Consider the following 26,585-nt stretch of genomic DNA (forward strand, 5'->3'; position numbering starts at 1 on the left):
ATGAAAAAAACTATAAACGTACAAAATAACATTTTAAAGAATCTGCTATACGCCGCACTTTTCGTTGCGCTTTTCATCGTTATTCATGCTGTTTTCGAGTTCGGAACTATCGCTATTTACGCATATTTAAAAGGATTGGACCTATTTAATGTAGCCCAAAGTATGCAATCGGGTAAATATAGCGATGTGCTAATAGCAGCCAATTTGCTTTCGAGTGTTGCCGCAATTCTTATTTATATTAAGATGAAATGGGCACCTATCTCTCGTACTTACCTTCAAACAAAACCGTGGGGAGTGTTATTCTGGGCTGCTATGTTGTCGATTGGTATTATTCTTCCAGCACAGTTTGTTTACGAAAAATTGCAAATTACGATGTCCGACAATATGACTCAACTCTTTGAGGGCATTATGCGACAACCTCTTGGCTACCTTGTCGTGGGCATTCTGGCTCCTATTGCAGAAGAATTGATATTTCGTGGTGCTATATTACGAGTCCTACTCAACACCTTTGAGCATAAAGGCAGATGGATAGCCATTGCTTTAACAGCTTTAATTTTTGCATTCATACATGGTAATATAGCACAAGGTGTGCATGCCTTTATAATAGGTTTAGCTCTAGGTTGGATGTATATGCGCACCAAAAGCGTACTCCCTGGTATTGTGTTGCATTGGGTAAACAACACTATAGCATATTTAATGTTTAACTTAATGCCTCACATGGCTGATGGTAAGCTTATAGATTACTTCCACGGTAGCGAACGTTCTATGTATTTAGGACTACTTTTCTCTTTCTGTATTCTCGTTCCTGCGCTCTTCCAATTAAGCATACGTATGAAGCAAGCCAACAAGTAGGATTGTAAAAACCGTATTTTCGTAAAACAAAAGTGCCTGTTTTGGAGTGCAAAACTATGGTTTTTGCAACACAAAATGATGGTTTCTGTTTTGCGTTGAATACTAATAGGTTACTAGCTAAGCTTCACTTGTAGTTTTATTGCTAATAATATTATCTGGCTTTATAGCATAACTGAATGAACTAAGTTAGGTTATAAAGCTAAATAAGAGGCAGATAAGATATCAAAAGATGAAAGGAAATAATAACATAAATACTATATATAATGCTGTTATTAGCTAATGACTGATCGGGATTAAGATTGCTTTTACAAAATAAAACTATTACTTGCAAAATGGTTCTAATACCATTGTACAATGAGTAATGTGTATATGCCCTTATTAGTTTCTATGCAATAGGCTTGTTACTAACAAGATAATATTGTAACTTTGTGGTAATAAAACATATAGAACAATGAAGAAAGAATGGCTGTTTATGGTGCTTTGGTTCGCTGTTTCGAGCTTTATGGTACAAAATTTTTGGAAAACAGATGTCCCCAAACCATTGCCAACAACCAGTAAGCAGATACAAAGGACTAATTCTGAACAGCAGATGGAACAACAAGGATTGGTAGATATAAAAAGTATAGACCCGACTATTAAGGTGGCATTAATGTATGCTCGAACCGACAATTTCTGCCATAAGCAACTTTATAAAAGTCTGCGTAAAGCTTATATGCTTCCCCAATGTGCTGCAGCATTAAAGAAAGCACAAGCAGAATTGAGACAAATCAGACCAGATTTAAGCCTCATCATTTTCGATGCAACACGTCCAATGAGCGTACAGCAAACTATGTGGAATGCTGTAAAGAATACCAACCACAGCTTCTATGTATCTAATCCTGCTAACGGAGGAGGTATGCACAACTATGGAATGGCTGTAGATATTAGCCTTTGTAAAAGTTCATGGAACGAAAAGCAATGGCGCGATGGCACAACAGTATGTAAAATAGACACCATTCCAATGGGAACGAAAGTAGATTATATGGGAAATAAAAGTCATATAGACAAAGAACAACAACTATTAATGCAAGGCGCACTTACTAAAGAAACCTTAGAGAACCGCAAATTGCTACGCCATGTAATGACTTTTGCAGGTTTCCAACCACTAAGAACAGAGTGGTGGCACTTTAATCTTTGCACACGTGCGTGGGCAAAGGCACATTTAAAAGTAATAAAATAGATATCCCACCTTATTATATATAGCATTTGGAAACATCTGAATTTATACGCCAGCACATCAACGACGACATTCGAACACTCGCACTTATGGGAAAACATTTTCCTAAAGTAGATTTACCCTATGCACTCGATCAGATTAGGGGACACCAATTGGCACGTACAAAACTACCAACGTGGACTAGTACAGAAGGTATTGTTTATCCACCACATCTGAATATGGAACAATGTTCCAGCGAACAAACAGCTTTATATAAACAAAATATAGTAAGACGATTGCTGCAAAAACTTCAAACGAAAAATAATGCAACACTAATCGACTTAACAGGTGGTTTTGGTGTAGATTTCTCTTATATGTCTATACCTTTTAATAAGGCTGTTTATGTAGAACGAAACAAGCAACTCTACAACATTGCAACACATAACTTCGAATGTTTAAAACTCCATAACATAAGTGCAGAAAATAAAGATTCCATCGATGTTTTACATAAACTAAACAATGCTTCTATTATTTTCTTAGATCCCGCACGTCGCAATAGCAATGAAAAAAAAGTTATTTCGATTGCTGATTGTGAGCCGAATGTGCTTGAATTATGCGATGAACTTGTAGAAAAATGCGATTTCACAATAATAAAGCTCTCGCCTATGCTTGATTGGCATAATGCTGTAGAACAACTAAAATATGTAATTGAAGTGCACATTATATCGGTAAAAAACGAGTGTAAAGAGCTATTAATGGTACTAGCAAACCATAAAAAAGAGAAACAGGAACTAAAAGAAAACTCTATAAAGATATTTTGCGTAAACAACAATGATATTTTTTATTATGAGGAAGAAGTAAACAGTAGTGAAGAAAACACTCTCCAACTATCGAAAATAAATAAAAACGCCTTATCAACACTCTACTTATACGAGCCGAATGCATCTATTATGAAGGCTGGTTGCTTTGCTTTGTTAAGTAAAACATATAATGTGGCAGCACTGAGTAATAATTCTCATCTATTTGTTTCTCCAGTTCTACTATCAAACTTTCCAGGAAGGAGGTTCCGCATTATGGACATTTGCACATTAAACAAGAAAGAAATACGCCATACTCTAACAAACATAACACGAGCAAATATAGCAGTAAGAAATTTCCCAATAGGAGTAGATGCTCTTAGAAAACGACTAAAGTTACACGATGGAGGCGATAATTATATTTTCGCAACAACGTATGGAGAGAAAGAACATATACTAATAATAAGCAAAAAAGAGGTGTAAATTTGGCAATATTATCTAAAATGCGTACTTTTGCAAGTTGAAAAGTAAAGTTACGAAAGATTTTTTAAACATGTCATCAATTCAAATTAAGAAGGTTACGAGCAAGAATGACCTAAAGAAATTTATAGATTTGCACTACGAGCTCTATGCAGGAAGTCCTTACGACGTGCCTAATCTTTATGACGACGAATGGAACACACTCTCAAAAGATAAGAATGCAGCTTTCGAATTCTGTGAAGCCGAATACTTTTTAGCATTTAAAGATGGAAAAATAGTAGGGCGTGTTGCTGCTATCATCAATCATAAAGCCAACGAAAAATGGAATAGAAAAGATGTTCGCTTTGGCTGGATAGACTTCATTGATGATATTGAAGTTTCGGAAGCCTTGCTTAACGCTGTAGCCGATTACGGACGTTCAAAAAAAATGAAAACCATTGCTGGACCATTAGGGTTTACCGATATGGATCCCGAAGGAATGCTAACAATGGGCTTTGATCAGCTGGGAACAATAGCTACAGCTTACAACTACAGTTATTATCCTATGCACTTAGAAGCAATGGGAGGCTGGGAAAAAGATGTAGACTACCTCGAATACAAAATAAATGTACCCGATGCCGTCCCTGAAAAACTTATAAAGCTTTCTGAAATGATTCAGAAACGATATAATCTACGTATTAAGAAACTCACAAAGAAAGATGTTTTCGAAGGCGGTTATGGTAGAAAGATATTCGAACTCATTAATAGCACATACAAAGATTTATATGGTTTTTCGGAATTAACCGATAAACAGATTGACCAATATATAGCACAATACTTTCCATTTGCCAATTTAGATTTTATCACAGTGATAGAAGATGCCAACAAAGACAACCAAATTGCTGGTATGGGCATAACATTACCATCGCTTAGTCGTGCCTTACAGAAATGTAAGAAAGGACGACTCCTTCCTTTTGGGTGGTGGCATCTAATGAAAGTTATAAAGTTTACGAAAACAGAAGGTGTAGACTTGTTACTCTTAGGCATTCTTCCTGAATATCGAGCAAAGGGAGCAAACGCTTTGTTATTCTACGATTTAATACCACGATACATTAAATACGGCATTAAATGGGGCGAAAGTCAAGTAGAAATGGAAACAAATGGAGGCGTACAAAGCCAATGGGATATGTTTGAGACCATAAATCACAAACGCCGCCGTTGCTATAAGAAGAACTTATAAATCCAGAAAACAAAACACCACTTAAACAAAAATATGGTCGAAGAAAATAAAACATCAGTAGCATACACCGACGATAATATTCGCCATCTATCTGATATGGAACACGTACGTACCCGTCCAGGTATGTATATTGGTAGATTAGGCGATGGAAAACTACCTGAAGACGGTATATACGTACTGTTGAAAGAAGTTATAGACAATTCTATCGACGAGTTTAAGATGAATGAAGGCACACGCATAGAAATTGAAATAGAAGATAATCTTCGAGTTTCGGTGCGCGATTATGGGCGTGGAATTCCACAAGGAAAGCTTGTTGAAGCTGTATCGGTGCTGAATACAGGTGGTAAATACGACTCGAAAGCATTTAAAAAGAGCGTTGGATTAAATGGTGTGGGCATTAAAGCGGTGAATGCGCTTAGTTCAAAATTCGAAGTAAAAAGCTTTCGAGAGGGCAAAGTACGTTCACTTACATTCGAAAAAGGTATTAAAAAGACCGATAAAACCACAAAATCTAACGATGAACAGGGCACTTATATCTATTTTGAGCCAGATAACACTCTCTTTAAAAACTACTGTTTCCAAGACGATATTGTAGTTACTATGCTTCGGAACTATACCTACTTGAATACAGGACTCACCATTATGTATAATGGACATCGTATTTTGAGTAGACATGGTCTGAAAGATTTACTCACAGACAATATGACGGTAGACCCTCTTTACCCTATTGTTCACATGAAAGGTGATGATATAGAGATTGCTTTCACACATACAAACCAATATGGCGAGGAGTATTATTCGTTTGTAAACGGGCAACATACCACACAAGGAGGTACACATCAAAGTGCATTCAAGGAACATATAGCCAAAACTATAAAGGAATTTTTTGGTAAATACGAGTATGGAGATATTAGAAATGGTATTGTTGCAGCAATCGCTATAAATGTAGAAGAACCTGTTTTTGAGTCTCAGACCAAAATAAAATTAGGCTCTACAGTAATGGCACCGGGAGGAGACACTATAAATAAGTTTGTTGGCGATTTCATAAAGACAAATGTCGATAACTTTATGCACATTCATAAAGAAGATTTTACCGATATTTTAGAAAACAAAATAAAAGAAACCGAACGTGAACGCAAGGCTATGGCAGGCGTAACAAAGTTGGCTCGCGAACGCGCAAAGAAAGCAAATCTGCACAATAGAAAACTTCGTGATTGTCGTATTCACTTCAGCGATGCTAAGAACGAACAAAAAGAAGAAAGTTCTATCTTCATAACTGAAGGTGATTCTGCCAGCGGAAGCATTACAAAAAGCCGAGATGTAAACACGCAAGCTGTATTTTCGTTACGTGGAAAACCACTAAATTGCTTTGGATTAACAAAAAAAGTGGTATACGAAAATGAAGAATTTAATCTTTTGCAAGCTGCACTCGATATTGAAGATGGATTAGATTCATTACGTTATAATAAGGTAATTGTTGCTACCGATGCTGATGTTGATGGTATGCATATACGTCTACTCATTATAACATTCTTCCTTCAATTCTTCCCAGAACTAATAAAAAAAGGACACGTATATGTTCTTCAAACACCTTTATTTCGTGTACGCAATAAACGAACTAAGATTAAAAATAAAAAAATAATAGAGGAACAAGATGCAAAGAAACTGAAGGGTGAAAAGAAAAACGACCTTATAACGATTTATTGCTATACCGAAGAGGAAAGAATAAATGCAATTGAGGCTCTCGGACCTGACCCTGAAATTACACGATTCAAAGGTTTAGGAGAAATTTCGCCCGATGAATTTGCTCATTTTATTGGTCCTGATATGCGTTTAGAGCAGGTTACACTGCACAAAAACGACCAAGTAAAAAATCTATTGGAATATTATATGGGTAAGAATACTATGGAACGTCAAAACTTTATCATCGAAAACTTGGTAATTGAGGAGGATTTAGTAGACGATATTCCAACAGAATAATTCATACACAGCACTATTGTAATAGTCTTAAGATAGTATATTTATCACATTTGAAATTAAGAATAACGATTATGAAGAGAAGCTTTCTTTTATCAATAACACTTTTATTGTTCTGCACTTTTGCTGCTGCACAAATCAATCTTAACTTTGGTAGCGATTCGCCAATGCGAAAAATGCAAATGGCAGAAATTGCTATTTCAAATTTCTATGTAGATGATGTTGACGAGCAAAAGGTAGTGGAAGATGCTATTCGTGGTATGCTAAAAGGACTTGATCCACACTCTACTTATACCGATGCAAAGGAAACAAAAGCTATGAACGAACCTTTGCAAGGCGATTTTGAAGGTATCGGTGTACAATTCAATATGATTGAAGACACTTTAGTGGTAATTCAACCTGTTGTAAATGGCCCCTCAGAAAAAGTTGGTATTATTGCAGGCGACCGCATTGTTATGGTAGACGATACGTTAATAGCGGGCGTAAAAATGAATCGTGCCGATATTATGAAGCGTTTACGGGGTAAAAAAGGCACAAAAGTTAAGTTAAGCATTGTGCGTCGTGGTGTAAAGGGTATGCTTAACTTTATTGTTACACGAGCTAAAATACCAGTTCACACAATTAATGCTGCTTATATAATTCGTCCTGGGATAGGTTACATACGTTTAGAAAGCTTCGGAATGAAAACACACGAAGAATTTATGGAAGCTGTTGAAAAACTAAGAAAACAAGGTATGAAACAGCTTATTCTAGATTTACAAGACAATGGTGGTGGATTTCTTGAGGCTGCAGTTCGTATTGCAAACGAATTTTTACAAAACAACGATATGATTGTTTACACAGAAGGACGACGCGTACCACGCCAAAACTACAAAGCTAGAGGTAATGGACAACTAAAAGATATGCCTGTTTATGTTTTGGTTAACGAACTAAGTGCATCGGCTGCCGAAATTGTTTCGGGAGCTATTATGGATAACGATCGAGGAACTCTTATAGGACGTCGCACTTTTGGAAAAGGATTAGTTCAAAGACCATTTGAATTGCCCGATGGAAGTATGATTAGACTTACCGTTGCACATTATTATATACCAAGTGGACGTTGCATTCAAAAGCCTTATAAGAAAGGAGACAAAGATGATTACGATATGGATTTGGAAAACCGACTTAAAAACGGAGAACTTACTAATCCAGACAGCATTCATTTCACAGACTCTTTAAAGTATTATACTGTACGAAAACACCGTCTTGTTTATGGTGGTGGAGGTGTTATGCCCGATTATTTTGTACCATTAGATACAACTAAGTTTACTGCTTTTCATCGTAAACTTATGGCGAAAAATATTATTATGGACACTTTCTTAAAGTACGTAGACAATAACCGTAAAGAACTAAAGAAGGATTATAAGACTTTCGAATCGTTTAAAAAACAATACGAAGTTCCTATTTCTCTTACCAACCAGATTATTGCCGAAGCAAAGAAAGAAAAGATAGAACCAAAAGATTCCGATGAACTTAAAAAGACATTAGATTATATGCGCTATCAACTAAAATCGCTTGTAGCTCGCGACTTATGGGATATGACTGAGTATTTCCAAATATGGAACGAACAAAGCGACATTGTTCAGAAGGCTATCGAAGTGATTGAGGCTGATATGAAGAAATAATTGCAACACCACAATAACCCTATAAAGCGAGCATAATAATTATTTAACGAACTTGGGAAAGTTCTCTTTAATATCCATTACGCCTAAAAATAATCAGAAACTGCTCACTTTCATCTCTATATGCATCGGGGTTCTCCCAATAGTACAAAGCTCGATGCCATAGAGATGTTCTATTTATTATTTAGCATTCATGCTTCTATTTTTCTAATTTATGACACTGCATCAAGCATTGTATTCCTGTAAGTAGCCTGAAATGATATAACATTATATAGTTATAAACAAGCCTACAATCGTTTTTTAAATTATCGAATCTCTGGTTTAGTTTATTAAAAAGTTCAGAATAATATTTATCTTCACTCATAATGTTTGAAATTTGTCTGCAAAAATTGATGACAAACTCGATATTATCACCTGTATTTCTATCCTCTATTTGTTCTAATTCTTCTAATAAAGCAATATTTTTAATTTTCTCTGGTTGACTATTAGCAATCGAATAATTCCCTGCTTGTATATATGTGTTACAATGATGTCCATATAATGCAGATACCTTTTGAAAATTAGAGAAATCAATAATTCTTTTCGCTTTATGTGCTTCTAAAAGTTTTCTTATATCGTATAATGCTGGTGATACATATAAAATGAGGACTTTACTCCCAAGCTTTTGGTTAATACACATTAATAGTTCTTGCTGTTTTTGATAAATCTCATACCGGTAATAAGGCTCTCTCCACAAATGCCATTCCTTTCCCCTAGCACTAGATATATATTCTGGCTTTTTATATTGGAATAGTACATTTACTTTTATTTGTGGAATTTTTTTCAGCCAAGAGCTTTCAAAGTTTTCCATTGCTTTAGCTATTTCATGCAAATCTATTTCACGATTATTAGCACTATTTGACATAGACATGAACAAATTCCATAACTGTTTATCTCTCGTTAATACAGAACTATCAAACCCCAAAAGACCTTCTAAGCTTTGTCCTGGCGGAAAGAAGATATCACTTCTATTAGACAGCTCAATATTAAAGTAGCTCTCGTATGTTTTTTCTTCAAAATTTACTTTCATATGCTTTCTCGTTTACTTCTTTTATGTTATAGTGTTCCCCGTTTAAATAGTCTATACATTGATTAAAACTCTGTCAAGGGCAACCTTTGCGAAGTTCCATCTTGACCTTACAAAGATATATAAATTCTTTCATACGCCTCAGTGTTTCCTTGTTTTTTTTATGTTAATACACTATATTTGTAGCAGGAAGTAAAATGACAAGGCTTGAATGAAGACGTTTATATAAGTGCAAAGTTAAGATTTTCTCACTCTTATAACTTTTTAAACTACTTTCTTATACTGAACTTATGTCACATAAGCCCGCAAATCATTTTATCTCCCAATTTCTTTACGTATAAATAAATTCTTCTTTACACGTAAAGAAATATTTACTTACACGTAGAAAAATAATTATTTACACGTAAATAATTTGTCGGTGTGCCGTTTTTGCAGCTTTACAGGGTAACAATACTTGGGTGTAAATACGTTTAAAGAAAAGAAAAACAGCTTCCGTGAAAGAATCACAGAAGCCGTTTTATTTGACTCTTTGTTTAGATTTTTACGACCTTTACGCTGCCATTAGCAAGCCTTAGCTTAGCAACATAAACGCCACGATGAGGCAAAGCAAGCACAACTTCGTTGCTGCCGAGTTGCTTGTTTTCGCTTACCAAACCACCAGCAGCATTGTATAGCTCTACAGAACTGATATTTACATTGGCTGTTAAACAAGCTTCGTTTGCATTCAATCTAACTACAGAGCATTTCATATTCTCTGTTGCAACATTGCCTATTCCATCTGCAATGTTTGGATAATCGCCTTCAATATTGTCGCCCCACAAGAACATCCAACCATTGTCTGTATACGATTTTTCTGAACCTTTCCTAACGTGTAAATATACTTTATTAAATTCTACATCGCCAAAAACTTCTTCTCCAAGTTCTGGAGCTGTTTCTCTATAACTATAAATATCTTTTAAGCCATGGCAACCATAAAAAGCACGATTTGCAATGCCTATTACCAAATCGGGAATATAAACTTTCTGCACATTATTGTTATAAGCAAATGCATAATCGGCAATATAAGAAGTTTTTGACTGAAGAACAAAATCGGTTCTATTACCTTTACAAGGAACTGCCATCAAATAGAGCCCATTGCCACTTGGACTTCTGTAATAAAGTGCATCGTCTGCGTAAACAAAGTTATTGTTCGTGGCAAAATTAAACTTCGTCATACCATTATTTGCCAATGCACCCGTGCCAATTTTCTCAATATTAGCAGGAAGTGTAATTGCCTTTATATCCTGACACTCAAAAAACGCCATAGAACGAATAACTTTTGTTTCAGCTGGAACAACAAAATTATCGGTTGCTATAACTTGTGGACATTCATAAAGCATAGTTTTATCCTTAGAATAAAGCACTCCGCCAACAGCCGTCATATATTTACTTGCAGCAACAACCGTAAAACCACCAAACTCTGGACATTGTAAGAACAGTTTTGCACCAGTTTTCTCTACCGTTGCAGGAAGTTCGAGCGTTTCTAAAGCAATGCAACGCTGAAAAGCATTCGCTTTTATCTCTTTCAACCCTTCGTTTAACTTTACGTTAGTTAATACTTTACAGTTATAGAAAGCACGTTCGCCTATGGTTTCTACACCAGTTAGAGTAAGCGAAGTAAGCGACACACAGTTGGCAAAACAAGTTTCGTCTATTTCCTTCAACGTTTCGGGAAACTTCACCTTCATAAGGTTAGAACACGACATAAACGTACTACGCGAAAGTTTCTTTAGTCCTGTAGGAATTGCTATTTTCTTCAGATTTTCGCATAGCACAAAGGCATTTGTTCCAATAGAATCAACCGAATTTGGAAGTTCTATTGTTTCAAGACTTGCACAATCGCTGAAAGCTTGTTCGCCAATAACCTTCAATTTACTATTTGGTGCAAATGTAACCGTCTTTAAACTGTTGGCATAAAAGAATGCACATTGCCCAATAACTTCGAGCGAAGCAGGACATTCTACACTTCTAACAGACGAAGTTGCAAAGGCATTTGGAGCAATTTCGCGTATTCCTTCAGGAATTTTGTAGTCGATAGGTGCACCATTACCACTTACCAACACATCGCCTTTTATTGTCTGTGCAGACAATACTACAGGAAAAGAAATTAAGACAGCACACAATAAAAATTTAATTTTCATAATACATCGTTTAGGAAATAAATTAGAACTCTTCTTTTTATGCTTTCTCTCTACAGTCCCACCCCAGTAAGAGTTCATAACTAAAAAGAAGGACATGCTACAAAGATAATAATGTTTTTTATAAATTCGTCTAATTTCAATAATATTTTCTAACATAAAAATAAGATTATCCGTATTACCATAACAAAACACGCCATATTATATAGCTTTAAAACACAATTTTGAAAATATAAAACAAGGTACAAATATTGCTTTACAATAAACTCTCTATTTTTCTTATTATAAAATTTTATTTTCTAATTATAATTTCAAAAAATATAATGTAAAACTTTCTCGTTTTTTATTATAAAAAATTGTCTACTTATAGCTATAAAAAAATATCACTCTAAATGCTGAATGTATTTCTCTAAATCTTCATTGTTGAGTCCTAATCTCTTTCTTAGTCTATAACGGAGTTTGTAAAAACCTGAACCAGATATATTAAGTATAGTCATAATTTTATGTCCATCGAGTCCAATCTTTATAAGATACACTAATCTTTTTTCGGCTTTGGTAATAGTTGGATATTGCTTTTCTAAACGCTTACAAAAATCATTATCCATAAATTGAAACTGTTCGTTAAAGAACTGCATTCTTTTCTTCTCCTTTGGATCGCTGAGCATTGCTAATTGTAACGACATTGATATATTTTCTTGTTGAGATTTAATTAACTTCTCTTTTTCTATCTGCATTTTAAGTTTTGATAGTTCTCTTTCTAATTCAGTATATCTAAGCTTATCGGATAGTTCTTTTGCTTCAAGTTCTACAATTCGTTTACGTTGTTTGGTACGATAATAAATAAGAAGAGCTACACATACTACGAATAAAGCAACTACAACAATAAGTGGTAATAGCATACGTTGTCTTTTTATTTCTTCGTATACTTTAAGTTTTTCGCTCTCTATTTTAGCCTTCTCTTGTATTTGTTTAATTTTAGAAGTCGCCATTGCACCATTCAAAGAATCGCGCATATTGTAATACTGTGTAAAATGATTGATAAAAGAACGATAATCCTGACGTATGGAATCTATATGAATTATTGCTTGTAGTGCCTCCACTTGAATATTTAATTGCCTAAAACGTACACTCTGTTTAAGGCATTTTTGCGCAATATTATAAATAGAATCTGGACGGCTGTGTTGTTTTGCTATAAGCAAACTACAATATAACAGTTGGGTGTGAAAGAATTTGTTATCTTGCTTATCTAAACTATTAAGAATTTTTGAGGCTTCTTTTATCTTTCCTTGTTTAATATATATTTCTGCTAAGTTACTTAAGTCGGTTTGAAGAAAAACTTTGTTATTTATGCTATGGTCGTTTGCAATAGCATATTTCATTACTCGCCCTGCGTCTGCATAATTTTTACAGTGTTCTAACAAATATACTACGTTTGCATAATAGTATCTATATTTCACTATTGGAGAAAGTTGCTTCAGTGCACTACGCGCTTTTATAAGATTTTCGTGAGCCTCTTCCCATAAACCTATACCTTCATATAATAAGGCAAGATGAATTTGGCATATTGCTTGTTTTTCTTGATTATTAGTTTTTTCATAGAAAGTTTGTGCCTTTGAAATATCTCTATATGCCTTTACAAAAGAATAATTTATAATATCTAAATACGAATTATTTAGCAAACTATCGGCATACACTTTTTCTTTGGTATGCACAAAAGAAGAACAACCTATATTTATAAATGTGGTTGCCAACAGAAAAAAAATTGTTACTATATCTATGCGATGTATTCGAGAAAAACTCATGGTAATACCTTTTTGCCACAAAGATACAGAAATCTATATACTACATCTTATTTTTTAACACTTATTCAATACATTGTCTATATTATGTCTATATTCATTTTTTGTTTTCTTGCAGAGAAATATCTTATTTTGCGAAATCAATGTTAATAAAATTCGCAATATGAAAAAGCTAAGGTTTTTAATTCTTTCAATTGTCTTGTTTATAACTTTAGGAGTTATGGGCGAGGAAGGTGTATTATTACAACTAAAGAATGGTTCAATTGTTGGTTTCGCCTTTTCTGATAAACCTACAATGTTAATTGGATCTGCATTAGAAATTCGTGCTAAGAAAACGGTTGTTAGTTATGATTACAATGAAGTAAAGCGGGTATATTGGGGAGAAGTTCAACCCAATAGTATATCGTCTGCCAAAGATAATGTAAATAGTGATGTAATATTTCGCATAAACTCTAATAGTTTAAGCGTATTTGGTTTATCAAAAGGGGAGCGTGTTAGCATATATGATACTACAGGACGATTGATTACAACAGCCATTTCTACCAAAGATAATGAAACTTTAAACTTATCTTTAAAAACATCTAATGGTATTTATATTGCACGAACAAAGTCTGGCATTTCTTTTAAATTTACTCTATAGGTTTTACACATTCTATTATTACCAAATAAATATAAATAAGCAATATGAAAAAGGTTTTATCTATTATTTTTACTATAATGCTCGCTTTAGGAGCAAGTGCACAAAATACTCATGATATAATAGTATGGCACGGAACAAAGTCGGAAACTATTCAAGCTGTTGATAGTATTACATTTATTAAATCAGAAGAAAAAGCAACTTATATAGATTTAGGACTAAGTGTAAAATGGGGAACTTGTAATATTGGTGCAAAAAATCCTGAAGATTTTGGTAACTTCTATCAGTGGGGAGACATTAAAACAAAAGAGAGTTACGATTGGAACACCTATAAATACGGAACAGATCGTAATAATTTAGAGAAATACAACGTGAAAGATGGAAAAACAACACTCGATTCTGAAGACGATGCAGCCATAGCTAATATGAATGAAGGCTGGCGTATGCCTACTCCTGCAGAAATAAAAGAATTAGTAGAGAAATGTACGTGGGAATGGACCACCGTTAATAATGTTAATGGATACAAAGTAACTGGTAAAAATGGCAATTCTATCTTCCTTCCAGCAGCAGGTGTAATGTTTGATAAGAATTCTTATTATGGTGGAAAGTACGGTTACTACTTATCTAATACGTTACGCGAAGGAGACGAGGCTTATATTAAAATGTATGCGCAGGGATTTTCTTTCCAATCTGATAAATATCAAGCAGACGATCGTATAGCACGTAATTATGGTATACCTGTTAGACCAGTACATAAATAAGAGTATATATTATGACGAAGAAATATATTTTATCTCTTCTTTTCTTAATCATAGCATCAGTAGTATTTGCACAGCAGCAAATAAGTGTTAAGATATGGAAAGGAGGAAAAGCCGACATTATTGAACAAATAGATAGCATAACTTTTCCCAATACTACGCAGCATATTACTTGTATAGACTTAGGATTAAGTGTAAAATGGGGGTCTTGTAATATTGGTGCAGAAACGCCAGAAGCTTATGGAAATTATTATGCTTGGGGAGAAGTTAGTACAAAAGAAAACTATAATTGGAACGGATATAAATATTACGAAACAATATCTAAGAAGATTACAAAATATAATGCTTCCGACAAGATGACTATATTAGAGGCAAATGATGATGTTGCTACTATTTTGTTAGGAAATAAATGGCGAATTCCAACATCGGCAGAAATGGAAGAACTAGTAAAAAAATGCACATGGAAATGGTTCGAAGACGAGAAAAGTGGATATTGTGGCTATTGGATAACTGGTCCTAATGGCAATCGTATATTTTTACCAGCTGCAGGTTGTATAAATGGGAATGAGCCTTATGCTGTAGAATTCTATGGATATTATTGGACATCGGAAAATGTTTCTTTTGAAAATAAATTAGCTGTCCATTTATTTTTTAATGACGATAAAGCAAATGCCTCAAATGTGAGCAACCGTTATTATGGTTTCAGCATACGACCTGTTCAACAGTAATTAGATAATTGTAGAAAAAGAGTAATGATATTTAGTTGTTATCCATATTCCTCTTTAATACACATCGTTGGTTTATCTTTTATTGTTTACAAAGCATATATACATTCTGTAAAACTTGGGAAGATTTAGAACTGAACTCTATGTATAAAGCATATAAGTAACACCTAAAATTTAAAAAGAATATACAGAAAAGACTATCACATACACAAACATAACAGTATAGAAATTATGAAAAAACAACTAATCAACAGAACGTTTGTTGCTATCGCAGCATTCACTGTAATGTTATTATTCTCAATAACTATAAAAGCACAAACAAAAGAAGCATACGCCGTGATGGATACCACTGTAAAAAGGTTGTCGTTTTTTTACAATTCTAATAAAGATTTGTACACTAAAGACATTGTTTATACTTTGCCAAATTCTACTACAGACTATCCGGAATGGTGCTTAGAATATAAAAGAAAGGAGATTACAACTGCAATTTTCGATAGTTCGATGAAAGACTACTATCCTGGCTCTACAAGATTGTGGTTTGATGGCTTTGAAAAGCTCACTAAGATTGAAGGAATAAAAAACCTTAATACAGACAATGTAACTAATATGGGTGGAATGTTTTCTGGTTGTAAACTTCTAACCACACTTGATGTGTCTGATTTTAAAACTCAGAATGTAATTTATATGGATTATATGTTTGATGGTTGCGAATTGCTGAAAATTATTGATGTTTCTAATTTTGATACCAAAAGCGTAACCAATATGAGTTTTATGTTTTATGGGTGTAAAGCTCTGGAAACAATTGATGTGTCAAACTTTAATACACAACTTGTTACTGATATGAGCGATATGTTTCATAACTGCGAATTGTTAACTACAATATATTGCAACAGTGTTTGGGATTGCGAAGCATCTATTTGTATGTTTCAAGATTGTAAACAGCTGAAAGGAGGAGAAAATGGCAATGTGGTTTACGATGAAAACAAAATTGATATAGAAATGGCAAATCCAACAACTGGCTATTTTACAAGGAAAAAACCTTCTGGAATAGAGTTTCAAAGGATAGAAAATAAAAGGTTGCATAGAGACATCTACACTTTACAAGGTACACGCTTAAACAATATACCTGAACATTCTGCACAGGGTATTTATATTATAAATGGGAAAAAGGTTGTGAAGCGATAAATTTTTATAAATAGAAAACAAGTGGTCCATACTATTTATTAGAATTCAAAGACAAGCATTTTTCTTTTTATGTATTTATAGACTTTTTATATTGTTACAAACAAAGTCTATTACCATTAAATGGGTATCAATAGAATAAACTACCTTATTTAATATAAAACAAAATAAAGCCTTAGCGAAGTGCTAAAGCTTTATTTTCGTTTTCTTCCATTATTTCTCGTTCTCCAGGACCTTTATCGTTGATACCACAAAGGTGGAGTATGCCGTGAATTATGACACGATAAAGTTCTTCTTCGTAAGTTTTTCCAAACTTTTCGGCATTGGTTCGTACTGTATCGAGAGATATTACAATGTCGCCATTTAGAATATCGCCTTCGCAATAGTCAAAAGTAATAACATCGGTATAATAATCGTGGCCAAGATATTCGTTGTTTACTTCTAAAATCTTTTCATCGTTTACGAACATATAGCCTATTTCGCCTACTTTACGCCCGTAGGTTGCTGCAACTTTTTTTATCCAACGTGTAGTTTCGCGTTTTTTTATCGTGGGGAGTTTTACGTCCTCTGCATTGTATGTTATCATTCTTTGTTTTATTTATCGTTTCTGTGGCAAAAATTCGGTTACATCTCTGCCAAAATGTTTAAGTTCGCGTACAAGAGTAGAGCTGATACTGGCAAATTGTGGTTCGGCTACTAAAAAAAGTGTATCCATTCCACTTAAAAAATGATTTATATCTGCTTGTTCTCGTTCGTATTCAAAGTCTTTTATGCTTCGTACACCTTTTATAAAAAAGGTAGCTTGTTCTCGTTTTGCGAAATCTATTGTAAGGTCTGAATAGCTTTTTACCTCTATTTTTGGAATTTCTGCATAAAGTTGTTGTATAGCCAACATACGTTGTTCGGCAGTTTGCATATATTGTTTGCGTTCGTTTATGCCTATGCCTATTACAATTTTATCGAATAAGGGCAATGCTCTGCGTACAATAGAGTCGTGTCCTATGGTAAAAGGATCGAAACTTCCTACGAATAAACCAATCCGAATTTTATCATCAGTGCAATTCTCCATATTCTTTTTTAGTTCTCTTTTATAACTTTGTAATTAAGCTCACAATATGATAAAACATCGATTTCATCGATATATCTTAATGCTTTATTAGCGTAAAGAAGCATAGAAATTACTTCGTGGTTTGCTGTTTATTACCATTGCATTTGTAGATGGTGCCGAAATAGTTAATCCACAACAAGTGTTTATTATATGTTCTCCAGCCTCCGTTAATGAAGAGAAATACATCGCTGTATGACGTTCGTATGGAACGAGTTCGGCTAAAGCTTTATCGAACTGTCCTTTTAAAACAGTATTGTTATTACATAAGCGGTGAATATAATCAGCAAAATCAAAGAATGCTGCAGGTCTGTATCCATCTAAGACTTGCAAATTAGAATCAACATTTCTACCTATTCTATATCTGCTATTAATGGCAGTTAGCACTTGCATCATATTATCTACTTTTCTACAATCGGTTACTGAGATGGTTCCATAATGGTATTTCACATTGCCAATTTCATAATTAGAATAGAAATTGTAGAAACCATCTACTGCTTTTCCATAATCGGGTTGTATAGATGCAAGATATTTCCACATTTCATAATAAGGCATTCCATGTCCCATTATTTCTGTTGGACAACCTATAAGATAATCGGTAACATTTCTCAACTCGTAAGCTGTTTCTATATTTGCCATATAACAATCATCGAAAAGAAGGAATTGCAAATGGTGCATATTTGAATTTCTGATTCCTTCTGCCAAATCATCAATATTCATTTGAATATCTGAACCACCAAAATAACGAGTTTGTCGTGTTATGGGTAAACCTAACATTTTGTTTCTTGCTCTGTCCGCTTCTATACTTTGCAACATTGAACGAGATGTACTTCCTGTATATATCCACCCTACTCCATGCGAACCTATCATCATAGAATAGATAGGAGCAGGTGCTATTTTTACAACTTCGTTCAATAAGCTCGACATCTTTGAAGGTGTATTCATTGCACCGTCGTTATAAGTTTTAAGCGTATCGTCGTAACATTTTCCGTTGCGATATGTAATCTTTATGAGATGACTTTTATTAGGGTCATTGGCAATTAGGACTAACATATTGGTTTGTTTCAATCCTTTTTGCTCTATTATAGCCTTCTTCATATCTTTGATATTAACTACAAAGTATTTATACAAATTCGCAGCAGAACCTGTCCAAGGCATATAAACAAAAATAGTTTTTTCTTTTGTATATTCTTTTTTATCGTCAGGTTCATCTTCTTTACTACATGAGACGATGAAAGACGATAAGAATACACAAAGCAACATAATAATATTACGAAAAAGTAAGGTTTGTGCACCTTTTGCTATATATGAATACAAAAATTGTTTTCTCATTCCTTATATCTAATAAAACATAAATACTATTTAGCCTGCAAATATAAGAATAAATAATGAAAAACCCAATGTAAGGCGTTGTAATTCCGAACATTGGGTTATAAAATGATGAGATAGATTATATTAAGTACGTATTCTATATAAAATACTTACTTAATATCTTACATAAAGTAAGTAGTCTTCTACCTCTCCAACATCAAACTTATCACAAGAATCAGCATAACTACCTTGTTTCATAGAAACACGTACACGATGGAATCCTTTTGATAAGTTGCGTGGTAGTGTGAAATAGCCATAAACTGTACCTGTACTTGCCTTTTGAACAACTAACTCAGAACTGTCAAACTCCTTGTCGTTATTAAAATCAATCCATACACGCCAGTAGTTTGTACCATAACGACCATCAGGACTTAATGTGTAACGTACATTATATCCAGAATAACCCATACCATACTTACTTGTAAAGTTAGAATAACCAGCAGAAGTACAAGTTGAATAGTTGTTCATACCACCTAATTCTACAAAACGAATATAGGCTGTACAAGGACTTGTTGCTGCACTCTTACAATATTCTGTAGGACCAGGATTTGGATCTGGTTTCGGATCTGGTTTTGGATTTGGTTTTGGATATTCCTTATTAGAGATATAGATATCGTAATCTTCTACCTCACCAGAAGTAAAGCTACCTACTGATTTTGCATAGCTTCCCCAGCTCATACAAACACGCATACGTATTTTTTCATTTGTTGCATTTGTAGGAACTCTAAAACTTTTCTTCAGACTAGTATTACCGTATGTTGTTCCTTTGGCAATCATTTCGTCGTCATCAAATACCTTATCGCCATTATAGTCTATCCATGCTGTCCAATACTCTGTATAAGTAGTTCCAGTAAAACCTGGAGTGAGTGTCAGATAATAAGTTGAACCAGGGTACAACAATATCGGGTCTTGTGAATAGTGTGCATAACCTGTACCTGAACTTCCTGTTACATTTCCTTCATTACCTATTTGCACATTTTTAATATATGTAGTTGCACAACGTTGCCCCCAAGCTTTGCCATAATCAGAGTGATCGTCTGGTTCTGGATTTGGTTTCGGATCTGGATTTGGTTTCGGATCTGGATTTGGCTCTACACCTCCAGGAGGAGCAAAGTTAATAACTATAGATTGGTTATTATTAAAACCACCACCTGAACCACCACCTGTTCCTAATGAACCAGGATTAAGTGCATGAAGTTGGAAATAACCGTCAGACATTCCTCCCCAACCCCAATTAAAGTGGAAATAATTGTTGCTAGTATATCCATCACACACGAAAGAATGTGCACCACCTGTGCCACCACCACAATATTGTACTGGACGACCAGCATCAAGTTCGCGCTTTACTAATGCTATCCATTGGTTATAACTATAGCTAGAACGTTCTGCACTTTGTACATTTGATGGATACTTATAGTATTTCTTCAAAGCAGCTGGCACATATTGTTGCCATGTTCCACTACCATAAGGACTAAAACCCATATCAAGAGCCACAGCAACACCATAACAGAAACGAGCAACTTCGTCATTTCTCTGTCGTAATACTGATTCTGGCATTGCGTCCCAATCAATATTGTAGTCGTAATTGAACGATAATGTACCATACGATGAAGAATAACTGTGTGAACCTGTACCACGTTTCGGATACTTATAAAGACGCATAATTTGAGAAGTTGCTGTTGCAACACAACCTACAGGAGTTCCTCTTGGACAATAAGTATTATAATATGGCTGTTGGTTCCATTTTATTCTACCCAATAATGGACCTACTATAGCTTCAGCACGTGTTGGAGTAGACTCTAAATAAGCATTACGTAAATCTTCTATAGCAGTAGAAGGTTTAATTTTAGTATTTGCATCTTTAACCTCTACGGTATAGTTATCAAACATATACTGTACACCGTCTGGAATACTTGTAGTAATGAAAGGGTTGTCGAAAGAGAATCCGAGTACTGGATATGTAACTTTCGAGCCTGAAACTACAACATAAGCTGTAGAATCTAAATTAATAACATAATAAGATGGGTGTGCATTTGCTTCAGCACGTGTACCAGCTTTTATATCAGTAAGAACAACTTTTAAATTTCCACCACTTGCTGCACGTGTTACTGCTGATTCTGGACCATTATTCTTAATAAATCGTTTTGCAATTTCAATAGCTTCATCTTGACTTACATAGACATTTGCATCAGAAACTGGTTCTGCAGGATTATCTACTTGGTCAGAACATGAGAAGAAAAAAGCAAATCCAAAGACAGCCATTGCAACCTTGAATAGTTTTTTCAGAATTTTATTCATAGTAAAATTTTTATAGTGTAAAAAAATAATCTTTTGCAATTAGAAAAGCATAGTTACAATATGAAGGTTGCAACTATGCTTCACCTACTATTGATTATTTAAAGTATATATCTGATATTTTGAATTGTGTTTCTGTAGCTATACCTTTACCATGACCTACAACAGAGAACTTATGTTCACCGTTCTTATGTGTAGCTAAGATATCAGAAACATAGAATTCTTGATATGTTTCGCCGTAGTCCTTATCTTTCGATGGCTCATCATTATCGTACAAGTGAGTGTAAACACGTACACGGCTACGCATAAAGTCTTGGAAACTAATACCATCTGGCTTTTCTATTGATAATATACATCTCTTACCATCAACGTTTGTAAAATCATTTCCCTTCTTTACAAAAATGTAGTTTTGACGATTAATATTAAAGATATCACCAACTTTCTGATCGTTGAATGTCATCCACGCATCACCGTACATTTCATACTCGTCACCTTTTTCGTACTTATAGCTACTTTCTGACCCTCTAAGACCTGAAAGACTCATTTCAATGAACATCTTCTTAAATTCAGGAACAAAAGTACGACTAACTATATCGTATTCGCCACGTGATACTACACGGCAGATAGAATTATCTTTAGCATAACGCAAAGAGAAACTAATAGGTGTAGACTCTGACATAGAGATGTCTGCAGTCATATATTGTTTAAATCCTTCCCAACCATCGGCAAGTACAAGGCTCTGTTGTGTTGAACCACCACCGATAATTGTCATACTAATCTTACTTTCATCGAACACTTTCTTGTATTTTGCTTCTAGTTCTGTATTCAGATTAATAGCATTAACAGCCAATTTGAATGCTGCTTGTACTTCTGCAAGTGAGTGTTTTGTATCTACACTCAAGAAAATCATACGACCGTATGTAAGGTTGCTTACATAAACTGGCTGATAATCGTTGATGATTTGAGGATCAACAGATGTGAAAATTGTTGGAGTTTTTGGGAAATCGGTAGTAACAGTGTATTGTTTCTGAATGAACTTTGCCAAAATATGGTTTTGTTCTTTCTCGAAATCGAAGCCCAAGTTAGCAGCTATATCAACATATTCATTAGCAAATGAAACTCCTATTTTAGCCATTGCTTCTTCTTTAGAAGTAACTAGTTCTACACTATGTGTAGATGTTACAGCATTTGGCAGATAGTTTGCTTTTCCCCAATCGTTAAAAATTTCACGGTAATCGCTCAAACGAGGATTGAAAACAGTTCTTCTAATAGTACCAGATGGTGTATCACGATCTACAACTTTGCTGATAGAGAATGTAATATCACCTACTTCTGCCTGTGTTATAGGAGTAAATGTTCCATCTTCGATAGAACTACCACGTAAAACACAACCAGGATAAAGAATCTCTGCATTAGGATCGAACACTATTGCTTCATCGAATATGTGAGAAGCTTTATAACGTTTCTTTGTAACAACCCAATATCCAGGTACACCGTCATTGTAACCAGGTATATTTTCTGTTGAAACTTCAGACCCTTCTGGCGTTGCTTCAGCACGTGTTTCAAGAGGAGCACCTGGAACTTTTAGTGTTCCTAAATAAGCCTGAATCTTAGATTGCTCTTTAATAATACCACTTGTAGGACCATTTGTCGATTGTTGACCTACATCGATTACATCGTCTACATTAGAACAACTGCTTAAACCTAAAAAAGCTGCTGCAGTTAACAGATAGATAATTTTTTTATTCATAATAATACATTTAAAATTTTAAAATGTGATGATATCGTTATTATCGATACGAACAGACCAAAAAAATACTTTTCTCTATTTTTAGATTGTTCTCTCGTAAATCTGGTCTCAGTTCTTAGCTAATGCGTTATTCTCGGTGTCAAAAGTACTAAAAATTATAATATCAACAAAAATAAAAGGTAAAAAAAAGAGTTTTTTATAGTTTTTATACTTTACGCATCGCTTGTGCAAAAAAATATAATTTGATACCTATATTATAGTTAAAAACTATATAAAAGACTACTCTGTTTATGATAATTTTAAATATCAACCCCTACTCTATTTAATAGTATCACACTGCGTAAATGTAAAAATGTGGCAAACAAAAACATTTGCCTTTCGTAGTAATTAGGTCATAATAGCGGTTGTTTTGTCTAAAAAATCTGTAAATGTCTATTTACTATTTGCATTTACGCTATAAAAAATGCATGCAATTAAATTTAATAAAATCAGAATGTTATAAGAGGTAGGAAAAATATAATTAGAAAATAAAATTTTGTAATTACAAAAAATAAAATTTTAATATAAAATTTAGGAGAATATAATTAAAAAAATCTGACTTTCTATCTTTACGAAATACAATGCTTTTAAAAGGTATTGCAGAAACACGGATATAAAAAAAAGAATCTCACAACATTTTAGTGTCGCAAGATTCTTTCTATTAGTTTCAGAAAGGCAAAAAACCTTTTTTAAATATCTACTACCAAAAAATTAGTCGGCAAGCTTAGCCTTTATAAATTCACGGTTCAGACGAGCAATGTTAGCAATAGACTCGTTCTTTGGACATTCTGCCTCGCACGCACGTGTGTTTGTACAGTTACCAAAGCCAAGTTCTTCCATTTTCATAATCATTGCCTTTGCACGTTTAGCCGATTCTATTTTTCCTTGTGGTAATAATGCCAACTGACTAACTTTAGATGAGAGGAACAACATTGCAGAACCGTTCTTACATGCTGCAACGCAAGCTCCACAACCAATACAAGTTGCACAATCCATAGCCTCATCGGCAGCTTCTTTTGATATAAGAATAGCATTTGCATCTTGTGGCTGACCTGTACGAATGCTTGTATATCCGCCAGCTTGTATAATTTTATCGAAAGCTCCACGGTCAACCATACAATCTTTAATTACAGGGAATGCGGCAGAACGCCATGGTTCAACTGTTATTACATCTCCATCGTTGAAACGACGCATATAAAGTTGGCAAGTTGTAGCACCAGTTGCTGGTCCGTGTGGGTGTCCGTTTATATAAAGTGAACACATTCCGCATATTCCTTCACGACAGTCGTGGTCGAAAACAAAAGGTTCTTTCCCTTCTTCTATAAGCTGCTCGTTTAGAATATCCAACATTTCGAGGAAAGATGTATCTCCAGGAATATCTTTCATATCGAATGTATCAAAATGACCTTGTGCAGTTGGTCCGTTCTGACGCCATACTTTAAGCGTAAAACTTATTATCTTTTCCATTACGTTGATTTCTTTTTAATGTGTTGTAAGCAACTTCTGCAAAATTAGTTCTTGTAGTTACGTGTTTGAACCTTAATAGCCTCGTATTCGAGTGGTTCTTTTATAAGTTCTGGTTCTGCATCGTCGCTACCTTTATATTCCCAACAACCTACATAGAAATAATGTTCGTCGTCGCGTTTTGCTTCTCCTTCCTCTGTTTGATATTCTTCGCGGAAGTGTCCACCACAACTTTCATTGCGCGATAATGCATCGTAAGCAACAAGTTCGCCTACTAAAATAAAGTCGCGAAGGTGAATTGCTTTATCAAGCTCTATATTTAATCCGTCTTTACTTCCAGGAATAAACAGATTTGTATCGAATTCTTTCCTTATTTCCTTCATTTTCTTCAAACCTGTTTTTAAACCTTCTGCAGTACGACCCATTCCTGCATATTCCCACATAATACGACCGAACTCTTTATGCAAAGAATCTACACTTCGTTTACCCTTAATATTCATAAGTCGGTCTATTTCTGCCTGAACTCCTTTCTCTGCTTTTTCAAATTCAGGGTGATCGGTAGGAATTTTTGCCCACAAAGCTTGGTCGGCTAAGTAGTTTTGTATGGTGTAAGGTAATACAAAATATCCATCTGCTAAACCTTGCATCAACGCAGAAGCACCAAGACGATTGGCTCCGTGGTCAGAGAAATTACATTCGCCAATGGCAAAAAGTCCTTTAATTGTGGTTTGTAATTCGTAGTCTACCCATATTCCACCCATTGTATAGTGGATAGCTGGGTAAATCATCATTGGATTATAATACTTAACACCGTTAATTTCTTTTGCCAATTCGCCCGGATTTACATCGGTTATCTCTTCGTACATATCGAAAAGGTTACCATAACGTTGGCGAATTACATCTAAACCAAGTCGGTTTATACTTTCAGAGAAGTCGAGGAACACTGCCAAACCTGTGTTGTTTACACCAAAACCGTGGTCGCAACGCTCTTTAGCTGCACGAGAAGCAACATCACGTGGCACTAAATTACCAAAAGCTGGATAACGACGTTCCAAATAATAGTCGCGATCTTCTTCTGGAATATCAGAACCTTTCTTTGTTCCTGCCTGTAATGCCTTTGCATCTTCTATTTTCTTTGGTACCCAAATACGTCCATCGTTACGCAAAGATTCTGACATCAATGTTAGTTTCGACTGTTTATCACCGTGAACTGGAATACAAGTTGGGTGAATTTGAACGTAAGCAGGATTTGCAAAATATGCTCCTTTACGATAACATTGTATAGCTGCAGTACAATTACAGCCCATTGCATTGGTAGAAAGGAAGTAAGCATTACCATAACCACCTGTAGCTATTACTACAGCATTGGCAGAAAAACGTTCCAATTTACCTGTAACTAAGTTTTTCGCAATAATTCCACGTGCATGTTCGTCTACAATTACAACGTCTTCCATCTCGTAACGTGTGTAAAGTTTTACACGACCATCGTGTACTTGTTTGCTTAATGCAGAGTAAGCTCCAAGAAGAAGTTGTTGTCCTGTTTGACCTTTTGCATAAAAAGTACGAGAAACTTGTGCTCCACCAAAAGAACGATTTGCTAACATTCCGCCATATTCGCGTGCAAAAGGAACGCCTTGTGCCACACATTGGTCGATAATGCTATTTGAAACTTCTGCCAAACGATAAACATTTGCTTCGCGAGCACGATAATCGCCTCCTTTTACTGTATCGTAAAACAAACGATAAACTGAGTCGCCATCGTTTTGATAGTTCTTTGCAGCATTTATACCACCTTGTGCTGCTATAGAATGGGCACGACGTGGAGAATCTTGAATACAGAAATTGTAAACTGTAAAGCCCATTTCGCCAAGAGATGCTGCTGCACTAGCGCCTGCTAAGCCTGTTCCTACTACAATTACATCGAGTTTTAGTTTATTTTTAGGATTAACCAAACGCTGGTGAGCCTTAAAATTGGTCCACTTTTCTGCTACTGGTCCTTCTGGAATCTTTGAATCTAATATTTTAGCCATAATCTT

General features: G+C 34.8%; 20 protein-coding genes. 10 read left to right on the top strand and 10 right to left on the bottom strand.

Going from position 1 to position 26,585, the window contains the following annotated elements; genetic code table 11:
• From DX009_RS00280 to DX009_RS00305, 6 genes are all read left to right on the top strand, one after another.
• Window positions 1-852, top strand: a complete 852-nt coding sequence (locus tag DX009_RS00280) for a CPBP family intramembrane glutamic endopeptidase (protein ID WP_115082616.1) — start codon at window positions 1-3, stop codon at window positions 850-852.
• 451 nt (window positions 853-1,303) lie between these two features.
• Window positions 1,304-2,071, top strand: a complete 768-nt coding sequence (locus DX009_RS00285) for a M15 family metallopeptidase (protein WP_115082617.1) — start codon at window positions 1,304-1,306, stop codon at window positions 2,069-2,071.
• A 26-nt stretch (window positions 2,072-2,097) separates the two neighbouring features.
• Window positions 2,098-3,327, top strand: coding sequence for a THUMP-like domain-containing protein (locus tag DX009_RS00290; RefSeq protein ID WP_115082618.1), 1,230 nt, complete (start codon window positions 2,098-2,100; stop codon window positions 3,325-3,327).
• Between the two features lie 70 nt (window positions 3,328-3,397).
• A complete protein-coding gene (locus DX009_RS00295) occupies window positions 3,398-4,543 on the top strand; it encodes an N-acetyltransferase (RefSeq protein ID WP_115082619.1) in 1,146 nt (381 codons plus the stop codon).
• Between the two features lie 33 nt (window positions 4,544-4,576).
• Window positions 4,577-6,523, top strand: coding sequence for a DNA topoisomerase IV subunit B (locus tag DX009_RS00300; protein WP_006044014.1), 1,947 nt, complete (start codon window positions 4,577-4,579; stop codon window positions 6,521-6,523).
• 71 nt (window positions 6,524-6,594) lie between these two features.
• Window positions 6,595-8,184: a S41 family peptidase gene (locus DX009_RS00305; protein WP_115082620.1), complete on the top strand. Its 1,590-nt coding sequence runs from the start codon at window positions 6,595-6,597 to the stop codon at window positions 8,182-8,184.
• Between the two features lie 196 nt (window positions 8,185-8,380).
• Here the strand turns inward: DX009_RS00305 and DX009_RS00310 are convergent, their stop codons facing one another.
• The 3 genes from DX009_RS00310 to DX009_RS00320 form a co-directional block, all read right to left on the bottom strand.
• Window positions 8,381-9,250 carry a hypothetical protein gene (locus tag DX009_RS00310; protein ID WP_115082621.1) on the bottom strand — a complete coding sequence of 290 codons (870 nt, stop codon included), beginning with the start codon at window positions 9,248-9,250 and terminating at the stop codon, window positions 8,381-8,383.
• Between the two features lie 530 nt (window positions 9,251-9,780).
• The gene (locus DX009_RS00315) at window positions 9,781-11,427 is read right to left on the bottom strand and encodes a leucine-rich repeat domain-containing protein (RefSeq protein WP_115083779.1); all 1,647 of its coding nucleotides are present in this window, start codon (window positions 11,425-11,427) and stop codon (window positions 9,781-9,783) included.
• Between the two features lie 380 nt (window positions 11,428-11,807).
• Complete coding sequence (locus DX009_RS00320) at window positions 11,808-13,136, bottom strand: helix-turn-helix transcriptional regulator (protein WP_245944550.1); 1,329 nt, start codon at window positions 13,134-13,136, stop codon at window positions 11,808-11,810.
• A gap of 250 nt (window positions 13,137-13,386) precedes the next feature.
• Between DX009_RS00320 and DX009_RS00325 the strand changes: the two genes are divergently transcribed.
• The 4 genes from DX009_RS00325 (at window position 13,387) to DX009_RS00340 (ending at window position 16,528) form a co-directional block, all read left to right on the top strand.
• Complete coding sequence (locus tag DX009_RS00325) at window positions 13,387-13,863, top strand: T9SS sorting signal type C domain-containing protein (RefSeq protein WP_115082622.1); 477 nt, start codon at window positions 13,387-13,389, stop codon at window positions 13,861-13,863.
• A gap of 44 nt (window positions 13,864-13,907) precedes the next feature.
• Window positions 13,908-14,621, top strand: coding sequence for a hypothetical protein (locus tag DX009_RS00330; protein WP_115082623.1), 714 nt, complete (start codon window positions 13,908-13,910; stop codon window positions 14,619-14,621).
• An 11-nt stretch (window positions 14,622-14,632) separates the two neighbouring features.
• A complete protein-coding gene (locus DX009_RS00335; RefSeq protein WP_115082624.1) occupies window positions 14,633-15,346 on the top strand; it encodes a fibrobacter succinogenes major paralogous domain-containing protein in 714 nt (237 codons plus the stop codon).
• A gap of 228 nt (window positions 15,347-15,574) precedes the next feature.
• Window positions 15,575-16,528 carry a BspA family leucine-rich repeat surface protein gene (locus DX009_RS00340; RefSeq protein ID WP_115082625.1) on the top strand — a complete coding sequence of 318 codons (954 nt, stop codon included), beginning with the start codon at window positions 15,575-15,577 and terminating at the stop codon, window positions 16,526-16,528.
• Window positions 16,529-16,700: 172 nt separating this feature from the next.
• On the opposite strand, the gene ybeY is transcribed toward DX009_RS00340, so the two are convergent.
• From ybeY to DX009_RS00375, 7 genes are all read right to left on the bottom strand, one after another.
• Window positions 16,701-17,111, bottom strand: a complete 411-nt coding sequence (ybeY, locus tag DX009_RS00345; RefSeq protein ID WP_006044003.1) for an rRNA maturation RNase YbeY — start codon at window positions 17,109-17,111, stop codon at window positions 16,701-16,703.
• A 12-nt stretch (window positions 17,112-17,123) separates the two neighbouring features.
• Window positions 17,124-17,594, bottom strand: a complete 471-nt coding sequence (gene coaD / locus DX009_RS00350; protein WP_006044002.1) for a pantetheine-phosphate adenylyltransferase — start codon at window positions 17,592-17,594, stop codon at window positions 17,124-17,126.
• 87 nt (window positions 17,595-17,681) lie between these two features.
• Window positions 17,682-18,962 (bottom strand): clostripain-related cysteine peptidase, encoded by a 1,281-nt coding sequence (locus DX009_RS00355; RefSeq protein WP_181792293.1) that lies wholly within the window; start codon window positions 18,960-18,962, stop codon window positions 17,682-17,684.
• Between the two features lie 153 nt (window positions 18,963-19,115).
• Entirely contained in the window at window positions 19,116-21,299 is a 2,184-nt protein-coding gene (locus DX009_RS00360) for a C10 family peptidase (RefSeq protein ID WP_115082626.1), read from the bottom strand.
• A 94-nt stretch (window positions 21,300-21,393) separates the two neighbouring features.
• Window positions 21,394-23,046, bottom strand: coding sequence for a thiol-activated cytolysin family protein (locus DX009_RS00365; RefSeq protein WP_115082627.1), 1,653 nt, complete (start codon window positions 23,044-23,046; stop codon window positions 21,394-21,396).
• A 750-nt stretch (window positions 23,047-23,796) separates the two neighbouring features.
• Window positions 23,797-24,552 (bottom strand): succinate dehydrogenase/fumarate reductase iron-sulfur subunit, encoded by a 756-nt coding sequence (locus tag DX009_RS00370; RefSeq protein WP_006043997.1) that lies wholly within the window; start codon window positions 24,550-24,552, stop codon window positions 23,797-23,799.
• 44 nt (window positions 24,553-24,596) lie between these two features.
• Window positions 24,597-26,579 (bottom strand): fumarate reductase/succinate dehydrogenase flavoprotein subunit, encoded by a 1,983-nt coding sequence (locus DX009_RS00375; RefSeq protein ID WP_040595348.1) that lies wholly within the window; start codon window positions 26,577-26,579, stop codon window positions 24,597-24,599.
• Window positions 26,580-26,585 lie beyond the last annotated feature (6 nt).

The sequence above is a fragment of the Prevotella pallens genome, assembly GCF_900454935.1.
Classification (GTDB): domain Bacteria; phylum Bacteroidota; class Bacteroidia; order Bacteroidales; family Bacteroidaceae; genus Prevotella; species Prevotella pallens.